The organism is Thalassotalea nanhaiensis (assembly GCF_031583575.1).
Lineage (GTDB): Bacteria > Pseudomonadota > Gammaproteobacteria > Enterobacterales > Alteromonadaceae > Thalassotalea_A > Thalassotalea_A nanhaiensis.
In genome coordinates, this window is the sequence record NZ_CP134146.1 from 2,173,004 (window position 1) to 2,189,284 (window position 16,281).

General features: G+C 38.4%; 17 protein-coding genes. 11 read left to right on the plus strand and 6 right to left on the minus strand.

Features of this window, described 5'->3' with window-relative positions:
- Positions 1-32 precede the first annotated feature (32 nt).
- The 9 genes from coxB (at position 33) to pepE (ending at position 8,219) form a co-directional block, all read left to right on the plus strand.
- Positions 33-1,427, plus strand: a complete 1,395-nt coding sequence (gene coxB / locus RI845_RS09490; protein ID WP_348385950.1) for a cytochrome c oxidase subunit II — start codon at positions 33-35, stop codon at positions 1,425-1,427.
- 24 nt (positions 1,428-1,451) lie between these two features.
- Positions 1,452-3,239 (plus strand): cytochrome c oxidase subunit I, encoded by a 1,788-nt coding sequence (locus tag RI845_RS09495; protein ID WP_348385951.1) that lies wholly within the window; start codon positions 1,452-1,454, stop codon positions 3,237-3,239.
- Positions 3,239-3,910 carry a cytochrome c oxidase subunit 3 gene (locus tag RI845_RS09500; RefSeq protein ID WP_348385952.1) on the plus strand — a complete coding sequence of 224 codons (672 nt, stop codon included), beginning with the start codon at positions 3,239-3,241 and terminating at the stop codon, positions 3,908-3,910. The genes RI845_RS09495 and RI845_RS09500 overlap by 1 nt, the downstream gene beginning before the upstream one ends.
- A gap of 7 nt (positions 3,911-3,917) precedes the next feature.
- Entirely contained in the window at positions 3,918-4,595 is a 678-nt protein-coding gene (locus tag RI845_RS09505; RefSeq protein WP_348385953.1) for a heme-copper oxidase subunit III family protein, read from the plus strand.
- Between the two features lie 37 nt (positions 4,596-4,632).
- A complete protein-coding gene (locus RI845_RS09510; RefSeq protein ID WP_348389525.1) occupies positions 4,633-4,947 on the plus strand; it encodes a cytochrome C oxidase subunit IV family protein in 315 nt (104 codons plus the stop codon).
- 19 nt (positions 4,948-4,966) lie between these two features.
- Positions 4,967-5,893: a heme o synthase gene (gene cyoE / locus RI845_RS09515; RefSeq protein WP_348385954.1), complete on the plus strand. Its 927-nt coding sequence runs from the start codon at positions 4,967-4,969 to the stop codon at positions 5,891-5,893.
- An 8-nt stretch (positions 5,894-5,901) separates the two neighbouring features.
- Positions 5,902-6,600 carry an SCO family protein gene (locus RI845_RS09520; protein ID WP_348385955.1) on the plus strand — a complete coding sequence of 233 codons (699 nt, stop codon included), beginning with the start codon at positions 5,902-5,904 and terminating at the stop codon, positions 6,598-6,600.
- A 437-nt stretch (positions 6,601-7,037) separates the two neighbouring features.
- A complete protein-coding gene (locus RI845_RS09525; RefSeq protein ID WP_348385956.1) occupies positions 7,038-7,445 on the plus strand; it encodes a type II toxin-antitoxin system HicB family antitoxin in 408 nt (135 codons plus the stop codon).
- A 63-nt stretch (positions 7,446-7,508) separates the two neighbouring features.
- Positions 7,509-8,219: a dipeptidase PepE gene (gene pepE / locus RI845_RS09530; protein WP_348385957.1), complete on the plus strand. Its 711-nt coding sequence runs from the start codon at positions 7,509-7,511 to the stop codon at positions 8,217-8,219.
- A 95-nt stretch (positions 8,220-8,314) separates the two neighbouring features.
- On the opposite strand, the gene bioD is transcribed toward pepE, so the two are convergent.
- Genes bioD through bioB form a run of 4 tightly spaced genes read right to left on the minus strand, consistent with a single transcriptional unit; the run spans position 8,315 to position 11,998 of the window.
- Positions 8,315-8,986: a dethiobiotin synthase gene (gene bioD / locus RI845_RS09535; protein ID WP_348385958.1), complete on the minus strand. Its 672-nt coding sequence runs from the start codon at positions 8,984-8,986 to the stop codon at positions 8,315-8,317.
- Positions 8,979-9,764 (minus strand): malonyl-ACP O-methyltransferase BioC, encoded by a 786-nt coding sequence (gene bioC, locus RI845_RS09540; protein WP_348385959.1) that lies wholly within the window; start codon positions 9,762-9,764, stop codon positions 8,979-8,981. Before bioC ends, bioD begins: the two co-directional genes overlap by 8 nt.
- A complete protein-coding gene (locus RI845_RS09545; RefSeq protein WP_348385960.1) occupies positions 9,746-10,921 on the minus strand; it encodes an aminotransferase class I/II-fold pyridoxal phosphate-dependent enzyme in 1,176 nt (391 codons plus the stop codon). Before RI845_RS09545 ends, bioC begins: the two co-directional genes overlap by 19 nt.
- Before the next feature lie 18 nt (positions 10,922-10,939).
- Positions 10,940-11,998, minus strand: a complete 1,059-nt coding sequence (gene bioB / locus RI845_RS09550; protein ID WP_348385961.1) for a biotin synthase BioB — start codon at positions 11,996-11,998, stop codon at positions 10,940-10,942.
- A gap of 105 nt (positions 11,999-12,103) precedes the next feature.
- On the opposite strand from bioB, the gene bioA reads away from it, so the two are divergent.
- Both bioA and asnS read left to right on the plus strand, forming a co-directional pair.
- Positions 12,104-13,405 carry an adenosylmethionine--8-amino-7-oxononanoate transaminase gene (bioA, locus tag RI845_RS09555; protein ID WP_348385962.1) on the plus strand — a complete coding sequence of 434 codons (1,302 nt, stop codon included), beginning with the start codon at positions 12,104-12,106 and terminating at the stop codon, positions 13,403-13,405.
- A gap of 160 nt (positions 13,406-13,565) precedes the next feature.
- A complete protein-coding gene (gene asnS, locus RI845_RS09560; protein ID WP_348385963.1) occupies positions 13,566-14,966 on the plus strand; it encodes an asparagine--tRNA ligase in 1,401 nt (466 codons plus the stop codon).
- 231 nt (positions 14,967-15,197) lie between these two features.
- On the opposite strand, the gene ybaK is transcribed toward asnS, so the two are convergent.
- Together ybaK and RI845_RS09570 are read right to left on the minus strand one after the other, a co-directional pair.
- Positions 15,198-15,662, minus strand: coding sequence for a Cys-tRNA(Pro) deacylase (gene ybaK / locus RI845_RS09565; RefSeq protein ID WP_348385964.1), 465 nt, complete (start codon positions 15,660-15,662; stop codon positions 15,198-15,200).
- A 2-nt stretch (positions 15,663-15,664) separates the two neighbouring features.
- A complete protein-coding gene (locus RI845_RS09570; RefSeq protein ID WP_348385965.1) occupies positions 15,665-16,216 on the minus strand; it encodes a nitroreductase family protein in 552 nt (183 codons plus the stop codon).
- Positions 16,217-16,281 lie beyond the last annotated feature (65 nt).

The following is a 16,281-nucleotide window of genomic DNA, read 5'->3' on the forward strand; positions in this document are numbered from 1 at the left end:
AGTAATAATAATTTAAAAAGGATTCATACGGCATGGCAATTTCGATTGTTATACTTATTCTCATACTCGCGACGGTACTTTTTCACTTTTTAAGCCCGTGGTGGTTTACTCCCCTCGCCTCTAATTGGAGTTCTATTGATGGCACCATAGATATTACACTGTGGGTGACAGGTGTCGTCTTTGTATTAGTTAACTTATTCCTTGCTTATGCAGTCTATCGATACCGTTATAAAAAGGATCAAACCGCAGATTATGAGCCAGAAAATAAAAAACTGGAAACTTGGTTAACAATCATTACCACCATTGGTGTAGCTGCAATGCTTGCCCCAGGACTGGTTGTGTGGTCAGAATTTGTCCATGTTCCAGAAGATGCTAAGGAATTTGAGGTTGTTGGACAACAGTGGAGCTGGAATTATAGGTTTCCTGGTGAGGATGGAGTATTAGGTAAAACTGATAATACGTATACCTCCTCACAAAACCCTTTCGGTATAATTCCAAGCGATCCTAATGGTCAAGACGATGTACTAATCAATTCTAACGAAGTTCATTTACCAATCAACCAACCTGTTAAAGTGTTACAACGTTCAAAAGACGTATTGCATAATTTTGCCATTCCGCAATTTCGAGTAAAAATGGATTTAGTTCCGGGTATTACCAGTTATTTTTGGTTTACGCCAACTAAACTCGGTACGTTTGATGTTCTTTGCCAAGAGTTATGTGGTATTGCACACTATTTGATGCGTGGAAAAGTGGTTGTTCAAACAGAAGCCGACTTTAATTTATGGCTAAGTAAATTCCCAACCTTTGCTGAATCATTACAACTACCTAAGGGCGACGTGATTGCTGGTAAACAATTTTATCAAGCATGTGCCGCGTGTCATGGCACTGACGGGCAAGGTAATAAAGCAATGAACGCCCCTAAACTTGCGGGCTTATCGTCCTGGTACAGTAAACGGCAATTAGAATACTTTAAGCACAATATTAGAGGCTCTTCTGCAGAAGACACTTATGGCGTTCAGATGGCTGCTATGACCGCAACCTTGCCAGATGATAAGGCAATTACCGATGTTTCTGCCTACATCCAATCCTTACCTATTGCACAACAAATACAACACAGCACTGCAGACATTAATAAAGGCGCAATTTTGTATCGAAATTGTGGTTTTTGTCATGGCAATAAGGGCCAAGGCAATTACGCATTAAACGCTCCAAGGCTAGCAGGTCAACATGATTGGTATTTAAAACGCCAGTTACTTAATTTCAAAAACGATATTCGTGGGAAACATACTGATGATCTCTATGGTAAGCAAATGGTCCTTATGTCACGTTTATTACAAAACGATGAAGCAATTGATCAGGTGATTGCCTATATAAATCAGCTGCAACCCATTGATAGCGAACAAAACAACGCTGTTTTGCAAGAATAACAACTAGCACTTTAAAGGTTTTTTATGACACATATTGCGATTGCAGATCAAATAGAAGAAGAAGAGCACGAACCAAGTGGCTTTATTCGTAAATATATTTGGAGCCAAGATCATAAGGTTATTGCCATACAATATTCTATTACCGCTATATTTGTTGGACTCATCGCTCTTGTCCTTTCAGGAATGATGCGTTTGCAGTTAGGTTTCCCTGACAGTTTTTCATTTATTGATCCAAGCTCATACCTACAATTTGTAACCATGCATGGCATGATCATGGTGATCTATCTACTCACCGCACTACTCCTTGGGGGATTTGGTAATTACTTGATCCCCTTAATGGTTGGTGCTCGGGATATGGTATTCCCTTATTTAAACATGCTCAGTTATTGGACGTATTTATTAGCTGTTATTGTGCTTATTTGTAGTTTTTTTGTGACAGGTGGGCCAACCGGAGCCGGTTGGACGCTATATCCACCACAAGCCATTTTACAAGGCACACCTGGGGCAGATAAAGGCATAATATTAATGTTAGCCTCATTAGGTATCTTTATCATCGCCTTTACCATGGGTGGTTTAAATTATGTAACCACGGTCTTACAAGCAAGAACTAAAGGTATGACCCTAATGCGTATGCCACTCACCATTTGGGGAATATTTATTGCCACCATTCTAGGATTGTTGGCTTTCCCTGCATTATTAGTAAGTGCCATTATGATGTTGTTTGATAAATTATTGGGCACCAGTTTTTTTATGCCGGCGATAATCTCACTTGGCGAGTCTCTGGAGTACACCAATGGCAGCCCTATTTTGTTTCAACATTTGTTTTGGTTTTTTGGCCACCCTGAAGTATATATTGTCGCACTTCCTGCGTTTGGTATGGTGTCAGATGTAATCGCTACACACGCACGTAAAAATATTTTTGGTTATCGTATGATGGTCTGGGCTATTGTTGCAATTGGCGGACTAAGCTTTATTGTATGGGCTCATCATATGTACGTAAGTGGCATGAACCCATATTTCGGATTCTTTTTTGCCACTACGACACTAATTATTGCCGTCCCTACTGCCCTTAAAGTTTATAATTGGGTCTTAACCTTATGGAAAGGTAACATCCATTTAACCGTACCCATGTTATTTGCTATTGGCTTTATATTTACCTTTACCCATGGTGGTTTAACCGGTCTATGGTTAGGCAATGTTGTCGTCGATTTACCCTTGTCTGATACTTACTTTGTTGTCGCTCATTTTCATATGGTCATGGGTGTTTCGCCAGTTATGGTGCTATTTGCTGCTATTTATCATTGGTACCCTAAAATTACTGGGCGGTATTTCCATAATGGTCTAGGTAAAATACACTTTTGGGCTACCTTTTTAGGCACTTACGCAATTTACTTACCGATGCACTATCTGGGATTTTTAGGAGTGCCCCGAAGATACTTTGCAATGGGTGAAACTAATTTTATCCCTGAGTCTGCCGAATCATTAAATGCCAGTATTACGGTGTCTGCAATCATTGTAGGCGTGGTGCAATTAATATTCATCTACAATGTAATTTACAGTTTAAAATACGGAAAGAAATCACCTCCTAACCCTTGGGGAGCAACAAGTTTAGAGTGGCAAACTCCCGATAATCCGCCAAAACATGGTAATTGGGGGAAAAAATTACCGGTGGTACATAGGTGGGCTTATGACTTCAGCGTACCCGGTGCTGCGAGTGATTTTTTACCGCAAAACATGCCTGATAATGAAGTAAAAATGCGTGACAACTCTATCTATGTAGGGCAAAGCCCAGAAAAGCATGGAGAAGGCTAATGGCTATATTTAATACACTAGGTGAAAAACCTTGGTTAGAAAGTACCTCTGGAGTTGGTTTTGAACAAACTGAAGAGGACTATAGACCAGGTAAAACAGCGCTTAAGTTCTTTCTAGCAGTTGTTTCTGTAGTATTTTTCTTATTTACGATTACCTTTTTATCACGTACTCAATTTGCTGACTTTCAAGCTTTAGCTGGTGAGCCATGGCTACCACTAGAAAACAGCAATCAATTGATGATTAATACTGGTGTCATCTTATTTGCCAGCATTTTATTACAACTTTCTGTTAGCTTAACGAAGCTCTCTACAAACATACGATTAAGTTTGTTTTGTGCTGCTTTAGTAGCAAGTTTGCTTTTTATCTTTGGTCAATGGCAAGTATGGCAATTATTAAACAATAATGGTTACTACGTTAATTCAAACCCGGCAAACAGTTTCTTTTATTTACTTACTGGCATGCACGCATTGCACTTAATAGGTGGCTTGTTTGCGATGTTCAGAATGCTTTATGTGCTCTATCGTAGTAAAAACTCGTTAAAGTTTGAGCGAGCATTGCAACTAGCAACTACCTACTGGCATTACCTCTTTTTTGTATGGTTAGCTTTATTCTTCTTGTTAACCAGTTCAACAGAAACATTTAAAACGATAGCCGAAATTTGTGGCTTTTAGGTGACTCATGGCAAATAACGACAAACAACCAGAACAACAAAGCTCTTGGCAAAGTGCTGTAGCCGACTGGTCTGCCGATAAAGAAACCTTCAACATGCCTTGGGGTAAGTTGATGATGTGGATCTTTTTATTAAGCGATACATTCATCTTCAGCATTTTCTTAACCAGTTATATGAAAGTTAGGATGACAACTACCGCAGACTGGCCAAGTTCCAGCGAGGTTTTTGCTTTAACGATTGCTGGTAACCACATCCCCCTGGTGTTAATCGCGATTATGACTTTCATCCTGATCACAAGCAGTGGCACCATGGCTATGGCAGTAAACTATGCCTATAAGGGAGATAAATCCAAAACCTTTTACCTGATGATCCTCACGGCATTGTTAGGTGCCTCATTTGTTGGTATGCAAGCTTTTGAGTGGACCAAGTTAATTGTCGATGAAGGTATAAGGCCGTGGGGAAATCCATTAGGTGCAGAGCAATTTGGCTCTATATTTTTTATGATCACAGGCTTTCACGGTTTACACGTAAGTTGCGGCGTTATCTATTTGGCCGTTGTCGCAAATAAAGTACGCAAGGGTGATTACGATAAGAAAGGCTTTCATATAGTCGAGATAACCGGGTTGTATTGGCATTTTGTTGACTTGGTGTGGGTGTTTATATTTGCCTTTTTCTATCTTTGGTAACTCAGTAGAACGGGGATTGGTTTAATGGAGAACTATGATGAGTGAATCAAGCAATGAACAACATCCAATTAGTCTATATTTGAAAATTTGGGGACTGTTGTTTGTGTTAAGTACCCTCTCCTACATGGTTGATTATTTTCAAGTACAGGGCTTTCTTAGGTGGACGTTAATAATAATCTTTATGTTTTTAAAGGCCGGATTGATTATTGGAATATTTATGCATGTAAGTTGGGAAAAGTATTCGGTAAAACTATTATTGTTCGTTCCCCCTGTGGCAATACTTATATTTATCGCGCTTATGGCTATAGAGGCCGATTATAGCTATTTGAATCGTTTAACTTTCTCACAATAACTTTAATAACAGGCTGACAATGGTTGAGAAGATAGTCACTTTACAAAAACAATTTGCCTTACATGGTTTAGCTTACTTTGAAATGTGCAAACCTAAAGTCGTATTTATGTTGTTAATAACGGCATTTGTCGGAATGCAACTAGCACCTAATGTAACTCAGGAACTTGCGACAACTCGACTTATAACGATGTTCATTGCATTAATTGGCATTGGATTAGCAGCCAGTGCAGCTGCTATTGTGAATCACTTAGTTGATGTTGCCATTGACAGTAAAATGGTACGTACTCATAAACGGCCTATGGTGGTAGGTAGTGTAAATAGCCATATGGCTAAGTTATTAGCTACATTCCTGGCAATAGTCTCAATGTATATTTTGGTTAATTATGTCAATTTACTCACCGCGTTATTAACGTTTTCAGGTCTTATTGGGTATGCCTTTATATATAGTTTATATTTAAAGCATGCAACTCCACAAAACATCGTGATAGGCGGGCTTTCTGGTGCGTTACCACCATTATTGGGGTGGACGGCGATGACCAACGAAGTGAGCGTAAATGGCTTAGTATTACTCGCAATTATATTTTTTTGGACACCCGCGCATTTTTGGGCATTAGCGATAGACAGAATTGAAGATTATAAAAAAGCAAAAGTTCCGATGTTACCTGTTGTTAAGGGGATCCCTCATACTAAAAACTGCATCATCAATTACACGTTCATAACGATAATCGTTAGTTATATTCCGGTATTCACTGGTATGAGCGGTACTATTTACGTCGTATTAGCTACGGCATTGTCAGCATGGTTTTTTTATTCGTCAATAAAACTTAAGTACTTTCCAGATAAAACAAGTGCAATTAAATGCTTTTATGTTTCCATATACTATCTATTAGGGTTGTTTATGGCGTTATTAGTAGATCACTTTATCCTGGTATATTTAAGTTTGTGATATAAATAATGAATACGTTATCAAGACAGTACTTCATAGGAATTTGTTTTGTTATTTTATTGTCTTTTATTTCCCTAATTTATTTAATAAATAAAACGTCTCAACAAAACCTTCAACCACCACCGAAGATCAGTGGCACAATACTTATCGATCCATATCCACTAAGCCCCTTTGCTTTAGTCGATCAAGATAATCGGATATTTAACAATAGTAATTTAACCGGTGATTGGCATCTAGTGAGCTATGGTTATCTACAGTGCCCTGATGTTTGCCCAACCAGCTTATTATTATTAACACGAATTAAGGAACAATTGTTTGATAGTTCGTATATGCTCAATGTCGTTTTTTACACCGTAGATCCAGTAAGAGATAGACCAAAAAATTTAAAAAAATATTTAAGATATTTTGATGATGAATTTATTGGGTTAACACATCAAAATATTCCACCCAATGAACACGACTTTGCTAAAAGTTTAGGCATTAAAGCAAAAATTGAAACTACCCAAGTTGAAAACAATCAACAAATTAAAGTAAGCCACGGAGTGCATCTATTTTTAATTAATCCTGCCGGTAAACTTGTAGCCGTTTTTAAACCGCAACCTCATTCAATTGGAATTGATGAGCCTTTACCTAGTTTTAACCCCAAGCGTTTATATAAAGATATTACCACTACAATTGATTATTTAAATGTAAGAACTAATAGTTAGACCTGCACAATTTCTTCTTTTAATGGCGTATTAACAAAGATAAAACCTTGTACATTATTTTTAAATGTAGGGTACTGACTCGCCAAAATAGGTAAAAATCCAACATTTAAGAACCTACCCTTAAAGACTCCGATAACCCTTAATGCTATATGTTCACATTTGTTGTGGATAAATCAGTGATCAAAATCATTTAAACTTATCTTCAACCGTTGAGTATATTGATATTCAAACGAAAACCTTTACTGTTGGTAACTGCCAGGTATGTAAATATTTACACACTAGGTTGCGGGGTTAGCAGGGTTACCGCCGGTAAAACATCAAGGGTTATCAGAGTTATCGAAACCTAGCTGCAAGGAGTTAGTAGGGTTATCTTGATTTTTAAGTTTAGGGTTGTTAGGGTTATCGTATATTTATATAAAATTAAGAGAATTACCCTCATGCGCTTCCCCATTGTTTTATTATTTAACCCCGAATCAAATGACTACAAAGTCACAGTTCCGGACATGCCTGGTTGTAGCTGTCGAGCTAAAACCATGGATATTGCTTTAAATGAAATTATTGCCGTGATAGAGAGTCATCTGTCTTTATTGGCAGAGTACTCAGAAGACATCCCAAGTGCTTCAAGTTTTGAAACACATGTGAGTAAAATGGAATTTAGAGGCGGTGTTTGGGCTGTTGTCGATATAGATATCACCCCTTTTCTAGGTAAAAGCCATAAAATTAATGTGACGTTACCAGAGCTGCTAATTAAGAAAATAGATGAACGCGTTTCATCTAATCCAAACTATTCAACACGTTCTGGTTTTTTAGCCACTGCGGCAATAAACGAACTAAAAAATAGCTAAATTTTTTCATAGCTAATATGTATAATTAGCAAGTCCATAAATAATAAATCCAAGTGGTAAAAAATGAGTAAAAACCTTTTATTGTTAAGTAGTTCAAGAGTTGGCAATACAAAATATTTGCAGCACGCAAAAGAAATGATTAATAACCACCTTGGTGAAATACGCGAATTAGTATTTATACCATTCGCCGGAGTCACTGTAGATTACGATAAGTATACAGAAATGGTGCAATCTGCTCTGGCTGAGCTAAACATTAAGGTTGTTGGTTTACATACTTTTGAAGATCAAGTATCTGCCATAAACAATGCTGAGGCCGTTGCCATTGGTGGCGGTAATACATTTCATTTGTTACATCAGCTTTATGAAAATGATCTTTTCGAACCCATTCGCCGTAGAACATCAGAAGGTATGCCTTATATAGGCTGGAGCGCTGGCTCTAACGTTGCAGGAAGTACTATTAGAACAACCAATGATATGCCGATAATTCAACCAAAAAGCTTTGATGCTTTGGGGTTAATTCCTGTTCAATTGAATCCGCATTACACTGATTACAATCCTCCAGGACATAATGGTGAAACCAGAGAGCAACGTCTTGCTGAGTTTATGGTATTAAACCCTACTACTTATATTGCAGCCATTGTTGAAGGTACAGCCTTGAAAGTTGAGGGTAATAAAATGACTCTTATAGGCGGCGAACAAGGCTATTTGTTTTTAAATGGCCAAAAGGACATTATTGAAGCAGGTGCTGACATTAGTTTTTTAATTAATGATTAAATTACCCCTGGTAGCAGAGATTTATTAGTCTCTGCTACCTGAGTGATAACGCCAACTCGCTATTTTGGAAAATAGCGAGTTTTAAAAAAAACGGGTTATCCAAGTAATGGTTTTATATCTATTGAGTTTATCGCTTGTTCTATATCGCTTATAAATCCAAGTCGCCCTATCAGCGGAGCTTTAATGGTAGATTCAAGTAATTGAATGTTTTCTTCAAGATATGGCATATGGACAGGATGGTTAGCTATCCACCCTACAACATTTACACCATCATTAACGATACTTTCATAAGTTAATATGGCATGATTCAAACAACCCAACTTCATACCTATAACTAAAATCACATCCATTTGTTGCTGTTGAACAAAACCAGATAAAAACTCACCATTACCTAATGGTAAACGCCAGCCTCCCGCGCCTTCTGTAATGATCACATCCGGTTTGATTTTGATAACATCATTAAAATGAGTACTAATGATTTCTGTAGATATCTCTGTGCTTTCACTAAGTGCAGCAATATGAGGTGCAATTGGCTCTGCAAACGCAATAGGGTTAATATTTGCAATTGATTGGTCACAATTAGCCTGACCTTGCAAAAGCTTAGCATCGAGATTAACCAACTGTTCATTGATCAATTCACATCCGGCAGAAACAGGTTTAAATACTGCAACCTTTGAATTACTGGTAACAAACGCAGCAGTTAAGGCAGTAGCAACCAAGGTTTTACCTGCATCAGTATCTGTTGCTGTTATAAAGTATTTATTCATGATTATTAACCACCATACCAGTACAAAGTTGATACGTTGCAGGATAAGCACCCTGCTCAGTTAAATAGCCATCATAGGCTTGCGTCATCTTTTTCCAACTGTCTTTACCAGATAAACCTTTACGTGTTCGTTTAGGTACTTTACTAGCCCCTAGGTTTTTAAGCTCTTTTGCTAGATGCTTTACGTTTTCGTAATCAAGTACAACAGGCTGTTGTTCAAGCTCTGAGATACTTAAACCACTAACGTGTAGTGATTTTTCAATATCATTAAGCTTACTAAAATCAATGACATGTTTATCAGTATCGACACTAAGCCATGACTGCTTTAATTCAAATAAAGTACCGTCTAACAAACTTGAAAAAATGAAAACCCCATCTGGTTTCAATATTCGTTTTATTTCAGCAAATGCATCGGTTAATGGATCACACCATTGAATGGCTAGGTTCGAAAACACTATATCAACACTGTTATCCATTAACGGAATGCTGTGAATGTCGGCATTGAGCCAATTTATTTTATCGTTTCGGTTCAGATTAGAAAAATTTAACATTTCTTTTGATAAGTCTAGCCCTATCACATGGTTAAATTGTGTTGCTAATACGTCAGCAAAGTAACCTGTACCGCAACCTAAATCTAAAACAACACTCTCGGATTTCTTAGGTAAGTTTGATAACAATAATTCACCGGAAAAACGCTGTAATCTAGCAGAGCCATCATAAGATGACGATGCATTACCGAACGTATTTGCTATTTGTCTTTTTATTTGTTCTGCAGGCATTTGCCTAACACCTCATTGATGCAATTGGCTAACTCACTGATATCTTTATCATTATGATTTGCCGTTATGGTTACGCGTAACCGTGACTTTCCTTTTTCAACGGTAGGAGGCCTAATCGCGGTTAGCCAAAAACCTCTATTTTTTAATTGCTCTTGGCAATACAATGCATTTTCTTCACTACCGGTAAATACACCAATAATTGACGATTGAGAATCAGTAATTTCAATACTGGCATCAAGCTTCGATTTAAACAATTGACTAAGCGCGCTTATTTTTTCTCTTCGCCAATGCTCTGTCTGACAAAGTTTAATACTGGCAATTGTCGCCATTGCGTTGGCGGCAGGCATTGCCGTTGAATAAATATAGTCACGACACCGATTTACTAAATAATCGATAAGCTCTTCGCTGCCGGCAATCGCTGCACCTTGTGTTGCTAGTGCTTTGCCAAAGGTGATCATTTGAATAAGATGACTGCCCTTTTTAAGGTTTTGCTGTGCAATAGTGCCTTGGCCGGTACTACCCAATACGCCAACCCCATGTGCATCATCAATATATAAATTAGCTTGGTGTTTTATGGCAACATCATTTAGGCCTGACACATCACCTACATCACCATCCATACTGTAAACACCTTCAGCAACAATAAGTTTATCTTCGCAATTACTATTGCTCAGCATATTGCTAAGTTGACTAATGTCATTGTGTTTAAATCGTCTACTTAACGCTTTTGAGTTAAATGCCCCGTCTATAAGCGACGCGTGACTGAGCTTATCGAGAAAGTAACCGGTACTTTTATTTTGTCCTAAGGTTGATAGCACACCTGAGTTTGCACTAAACCCAGTTGAAAATAATAAACATTTTGGTGCTTCTAACCAATCGGCAATCAACTCTTCCAGTTCCTGATGTACCTTAGTGTAGCCGGTAACTAAACTAGACGAACTAGAGCTACAGCCAAACTGATTAATCCCTCTTATATAGGCAGACTTTAAATCATCATGTTGGCTTAAACCAAGGTAATCATTACTGGAAAAGTTTATGTATTGTTCACCTTGATGAATCAACAAACGTCCCGTGCCTTTATCTAATTCTTTGCGGGAACGATAAAGGTTCTGCGTTTTTTGGTGCGCAATTTGCGATTGAATAAAAGAAAAAGTCATTTTACTAACGTTGACAACTTACACGCTTGCGTCGTAAAACAAATCTTTGTTTTCGTTGTTCACAATAGCTGTTCTTAACGCATATTCTTCGTCCGCTTGTTGGCCATGAGTTTGTGCATTTAATCGTTCGGTATTTATACCTAACTTCTTAAATAACATCATATCGGCATCTGCTTCCGGGTTATCAGTAGTCAGTAATTTACAACCGTAGAAAATTGAGTTAGCTCCGGCAAGGAAACACATCGCTTGCATTTGTTCGTTCATGGCATCTCGACCAGCAGATAATCTAACGTGAGACTTTGGCATCATGATACGAGCGACTGCAATACAACGGATGAAGTCGAAGTTATCTAAATCAGCAACGTCTGCTAATGGTGTACCATCAATTTTTACTAACATATTAATTGGCACACTTTCAGGTTGTTTATCAAGATTAGCAAGTTGTACTAATAATGATGCCCGATCAACTGAAGTTTCGCCAAGCCCCATAATACCACCACTGCACACTTTCATGCCTGAGCCACGAACATTGTCTAAGGTGTCTAATCGGTCTTGATACGTTCGAGTAGTAATAATTTGGTTATAATGTTCAGGTGAAGTATCCAGGTTATGATTATAGTAATCCAGACCAGCTTCGCTTAGCGTGTCAGCTTGGTCTTTAGACAGCATACCAAGTGTCATACAAGTTTCTAATCCTAACTCTCTTACACCTTCAACCATTTTAACAATATGGGGCATATCTCGTTCTTTTGGATTTCTCCAACCAGCGCCCATACAAAAACGCGTTGAACCTTGGGCCTTGGCTTTTTTAGCTGCCTCAAGTACATTTTCAACTTCCATTAATTTTTCTTTATCAACATCGGTAGTGTATCGGGCGCTTTGCGAACAGTATTTACAATCTTCAGGACATGCGCCTGTTTTAATAGATAATAGTGTGCTTACTTGCACTTCATTCGGATTAAAATGCGTTCGGTGCACAGTTTGTGCTTGAAACATTAGGTCGTTAAACGGTAAATTGAAAAGTGCTTGTACTTCAGATACGGTCCAATCATTTCGGACGATGGCATTTATTGACATAAGATTCTCTGTAAATGTAACGGGTTATTGCAAGTTTTGCTTTTAATCGGTAGTCTAGCTTTCTCAACTTTCCTGTCAACTAACTAAAAGACTATTTGTTTACCTATGGTTAAAAACTATACAGATATTTTATCGTATGACCAAGAACATCTTTGGCATCCATACACATCTATGACCAACCCGCTGCCTTCTTATGTCGTGGAAGACGCAGAAGGGGTTTACTTGCAGTTGGCAAGTGGCGAAAGAATAATCGATGGCATGTCATCCTGGTGGTCAGTGGTACATGGGTATAATCATCCAGTATTGAATACTGCAATGAAAGCTCAAATAGACAAATTTTCGCATGTAATGTTCGGCGGGTTAACTCACAGCCCTGCAGTAGAGTTGGCCGAAAAACTTATTAATTTAACGCCTGAAGGTTTAAACAAAGTATTTCTTGCTGATAGTGGCTCGGTTGCCGTTGAAGTTGCGATAAAAATGGCGATTCAATACCAGCACAGTAAAAATAAACCTTCGAAAAATAAGTTACTCACCATTAAAAATGGTTATCACGGTGATACATTTGCAGCAATGTCTGTATGCGACCCGGTTAATGGCATGCATCAGTTATTCAGCGGTTTTATTACAGAGAATTATTTTGCAGATGCTCCGAAAATTGGATTTGATGAAACATGGCATGAATCAGAACTAGACAGTTTAAAGAATCAACTTGCTGACAATCATCAACACATTGCTGCGCTTATTCTAGAGCCGATAGTGCAAGGGGCTGGTGGTATGCGCTTTTATAATCCCGAGTTTTTAGCGGGATGTCGAGAATTATGCGATCAATACGATGTATTACTCATTGCTGATGAAATTGCTACAGGCTTTGGTCGCAGTGGTAAATTATTTGCCTGCGAACATGCCAATATCAGTCCAGATATTTTATGTCTAGGGAAAGCATTAACTGGTGGCTACCTGACCCTTGCTGCAACGTTATGTACTGACACCGTTGCTAATACAATCAGTGAAGGTGAAGCAGGCGTATTTATGCATGGCCCAACCTTTATGGGCAACCCGCTTGCGTGTGCAGCGGCTAATGCCAGTTTAGAGTTACTTATTGAAAATAACTGGCAAAGCCAGGTAAGTGATATTGAATCACAATTAAAAGCTGAACTTTTGCCGTTAATTAGCAGCAAAAATGTAGAAAATGTTCGTGTCCTTGGCGCAATTGGCGTTATTGAAGCTAAATACCCTGTGAATATGGCGGTTATACAAAAAAGATTTGTTGAATTAGGGGTTTGGGTAAGACCTTTTGGCAAACTTATTTATATAATGCCACCGTTTGTAATAAGCCCTGACGAGTTATATAAACTTACCACTGCAATGGCTAAAATCGTTGATTGTGATGATGTTTTTAATAAATAAGCTTAACAAACACTAAAATAAGCAAAAACTGGCTCATAAAAGTAAGAATTACTTGAGTCTATTGTTAGCGTAGGTAAAATACATCAACTTAATAAATGCATATTAAAAATTACATGCATTTACCAATTTACTAATTATTCAAAATAAAATGAGGTCAATAATGACATTTACTGCAATTACTGATGCCCTAGCGGGTAAATCAGCTGTTGGTGAAACAGTGACAGTAAAGGGTTGGATCAGAACCCGCCGCGACTCAAAAGCCGGTATTTCCTTTTTAGCTATTCACGATGGTTCGTGTTTCGATCCTATTCAAGCAGTTGTGCCAAGTGATTTGAATAATTATGAAGAAGAAGTTTTAAAATTAACTACTGGTGCTTCCGTTTCTGTAACGGGTACTTTGGTTGAGTCAATGGGTAAAGGCCAATCGTTTGAAATTCAAGCGACCAATGTTGAAGTACTTGGATTTGTTGAAGACCCGGATACATACCCTATGGCCGCTAAACGTCATTCAATTGAGTTTTTGCGCGAGCAAGCACACTTGCGTAACCGCACAAACATTGGTGGTGCAGTAACGCGCGTTCGTAACTGTTTAGCTCAAGCGATTCATCGCTTCATGCATGAAAAAGGTTACTTTTGGATCAGCACGCCACTAATTACAGGCTCTGATACTGAAGGTGCTGGTGAAATGTTCCGTGTAAGTACTTTAGATTTAGAGAACTTGCCTCGTGATGATAAAGGCGCTGTTGATTACACAGAAGATTTCTTCGGTAAAGAAACATTTTTAACGGTATCTGGTCAGCTTAATGCTGAAACGCTAGCCTGTGCCATGTCTAAGGTTTATACCTTTGGACCAACGTTCCGTGCTGAAAATTCAAATACGTCTCGTCATTTAGCCGAGTTTTGGATGATGGAACCAGAAATTGCCTTTGCTGATTTAGGTGATGCAGCTACCCTTGCAGAAGAAATGTTACGTTACGTATTTAAAGCAGTTTTAGAAGAACGCCCAGATGACATGGCTTTCTTCCAACAACGTGTTGATAAAACTGTTATTGATCGTTTGCAATCAGTCGTAGAATCAGACTTCGCACGTATGGATTACACCGATGCTATCGAAATCTTACAAAAATGTGGTAAGAAGTTTGAGAACAAAGTTGAATGGGGTGTAGATTTAAATTCTGAGCACGAACGCTACCTTGCTGAAGAGCATGTTAAAGGGCCACTTGTGTTAATGAATTACCCGAAAGACATTAAAGCATTCTATATGCGTTTGAATGATGACGGTAAAACCGTTGCAGCTATGGATGTACTTGCACCAGGTATTGGTGAAATTATCGGTGGCGCTCAGCGTGAAGAACGTTTAGATGTTCTCGATATGCGTTTAGATGAAATGGGCTTAGACAAAGCTGATTACAGTTGGTACCGCGATTTACGTCGTTACGGTACAGTTCCTCACGCTGGTTTTGGTCTAGGTTTTGAACGATTAGTTGCCTATGCAACTGGTATGCAAAACGTACGTGACGTGATCCCTTTCCCACGCACACCAAACAATGCGGAATACTAATTTGTGATCCTCAAAATCATAAATGACAAACAAAAAGGCGCATCAGCGCCTTTTTTTTTACTTCAGGGATGAAGGAATGCCAAGCTTACATGGATGTTTAAAGGTTGGTTCACTTCAGGGAAGAAGTAATGTCAATTTACCATGGATGGTTTGAAATTGACTTCAGGGATGAAGTAATGTCAATTTGCCATGGACGGTATGAAATTGACTTCAGGGCTGAAGTATTGCCTATTAGGTAATATGTTGAAAGCTTGCGTTTAGTAATGAACGAAGATCCTGTGGAGCAAGTTCAATTTCTAAGCCTCTTTTTCCGGCGCTAACAAAAATAGTTTTATGAGATGTAGCACTTTCATCAATAATGGACGCTAATATACGTTTTTGACCTAAAGGACTCACGCCACCTAACACGTAGCCTGAACTTCGTTCTACAAGTTTAGGCTCTGCCATTGTAACCTTTTTTGAATGGCAGGCTTTGGCAAAAAGCTTTAAGTTTAACTTTTGTTCAACGGGTACAATCGCGACAAACAGTGTTTTTTGTTCATTTATAACAACTAACGTTTTGAACACCCTACTTGCTTCAACGTTTAGCTTTTCTACCGCCTCCAACCCATAAGACACAACAGATTCATCATGGCTATATTGATGAACGATATGATTAATCTTATGTTTTTTTGCAAGGTTTATAGCAGGTGTCATTCTTACTGCCACTGCTCGATGAAGTGCTCTGCTGCTTTTCTTGGCTTGTTAGGCAGTTCTTTGCTTTTGGAACCAATGTATATAAATCCTACGATATCATTATCTTCAGAAATGCCAAGACCTTGCTTTACGATATTACTATACGCGACATCACCAGTGCGCCACATAGCACCGTAGCCTAGAGCTGTACTGGCCATTTGTATTGCATGCGCCGCACAACCGGCAGTAACTAATTGCTCTTGTTTTGGCACTTTCGCATGTTGTTTATAATAAGTGGAAACCACGATAAGTAATGGCGCGCGGTAAGCCATTTTCTCAGCTTTTGCTATTTTAACCGGGTCATCAGTAACTGACTTTATTGCTTCTACATAGTAATTAGTTAACTTTGTTAAACCATCACCTTGTATTTGATGAAATTTATAAGGATTTAACCCTGCATGATCAGGCACAGCGATAGCAGTGGTGAAAATAGCGTTTAGTTGGTCTGCTGAAGGCGCAGGAGATGTTAAGAAGCCGTTCGACTGTCTTGTTGCTAAAAATTCTATTGGGGACATAATGTAAATTAAAATAAAAGTGTATGCCTTAAATTAACATGAAACTTATGAGCAAGTCACTTCAT

Excerpts from the sequence above, each read along its gene's own strand:
- RI845_RS09525 (WP_348385956.1), top strand. The coding sequence starts at position 7,038 with ATGCGCTTCCCCATTGTTTTATTATTTAACCCCGAATCAAATGACTAC.
- asnS (WP_348385963.1), top strand. The coding sequence starts at position 13,566 with ATGACATTTACTGCAATTACTGATGCCCTAGCGGGTAAATCAGCTGTT.
- bioA (WP_348385962.1), top strand. The coding sequence starts at position 12,104 with ATGGTTAAAAACTATACAGATATTTTATCGTATGACCAAGAACATCTT.
- RI845_RS09570 (WP_348385965.1), bottom strand. The coding sequence starts at position 16,216 with ATGTCCCCAATAGAATTTTTAGCAACAAGACAGTCGAACGGCTTCTTA.
- RI845_RS09505 (WP_348385953.1), top strand. The coding sequence starts at position 3,918 with ATGGCAAATAACGACAAACAACCAGAACAACAAAGCTCTTGGCAAAGT.
- bioB (WP_348385961.1), bottom strand. The coding sequence starts at position 11,998 with ATGTCAATAAATGCCATCGTCCGAAATGATTGGACCGTATCTGAAGTA.
- coxB (WP_348385950.1), top strand. The coding sequence starts at position 33 with ATGGCAATTTCGATTGTTATACTTATTCTCATACTCGCGACGGTACTT.
- RI845_RS09500 (WP_348385952.1), top strand. The coding sequence starts at position 3,239 with ATGGCTATATTTAATACACTAGGTGAAAAACCTTGGTTAGAAAGTACC.
- cyoE (WP_348385954.1), top strand. The coding sequence starts at position 4,967 with ATGGTTGAGAAGATAGTCACTTTACAAAAACAATTTGCCTTACATGGT.
- ybaK (WP_348385964.1), bottom strand. The coding sequence starts at position 15,662 with ATGACACCTGCTATAAACCTTGCAAAAAAACATAAGATTAATCATATC.
- pepE (WP_348385957.1), top strand. The coding sequence starts at position 7,509 with ATGAGTAAAAACCTTTTATTGTTAAGTAGTTCAAGAGTTGGCAATACA.
- bioC (WP_348385959.1), bottom strand. The coding sequence starts at position 9,764 with ATGCCTGCAGAACAAATAAAAAGACAAATAGCAAATACGTTCGGTAAT.
- bioD (WP_348385958.1), bottom strand. The coding sequence starts at position 8,986 with ATGAATAAATACTTTATAACAGCAACAGATACTGATGCAGGTAAAACC.
- RI845_RS09510 (WP_348389525.1), top strand. The coding sequence starts at position 4,633 with ATGAGTGAATCAAGCAATGAACAACATCCAATTAGTCTATATTTGAAA.
- RI845_RS09495 (WP_348385951.1), top strand. The coding sequence starts at position 1,452 with ATGACACATATTGCGATTGCAGATCAAATAGAAGAAGAAGAGCACGAA.
- RI845_RS09545 (WP_348385960.1), bottom strand. The coding sequence starts at position 10,921 with ATGACTTTTTCTTTTATTCAATCGCAAATTGCGCACCAAAAAACGCAG.
- RI845_RS09520 (WP_348385955.1), top strand. The coding sequence starts at position 5,902 with ATGAATACGTTATCAAGACAGTACTTCATAGGAATTTGTTTTGTTATT.